The 281-nt window shown below is 43.8% G+C and carries 1 protein-coding gene; it reads right to left on the minus strand.

The features are described 5' to 3' along the window. On the minus strand, positions 1 to 208 hold a 208-nt coding region (locus UGRO018_RS17880; RefSeq protein WP_416327866.1), incomplete at its 3' end, for a reverse transcriptase domain-containing protein. Positions 209 to 281 lie beyond the last annotated feature (73 nt).

Consider the following 281-nt stretch of genomic DNA (forward strand, 5'->3'; position numbering starts at 1 on the left):
TCCATTCATATCCATCATTCATGTACTCCAATGCTCTTGTGACTGCCTGTTCGGCTTTTCTTCCTGGTCGAAATCCGTAACTAAAGTTTGAGAACCCTTTTTCAAAGATTGGCATTAGTTGCTGGCATACCGCCTGTTCTATCCACCTGTCCCTTACTGCTGGAATTCCCAAATTTCTCTTACTTCCGTCGTCCTTTGGTATTTGCACTCGTTTGACTGGTAACGGTCTGTACCTTCGTTTCCTGATTGCTTCACACAGTTCTTCACCATGTTCTTCAATG

It is taken from the genome of Hoskinsella mucinilytica (assembly GCF_045223415.1).
Taxonomy (GTDB): Bacteria; Bacillota_I; Bacilli_A; order Erysipelotrichales; family Erysipelotrichaceae; genus Hoskinsella; species Hoskinsella mucinilytica.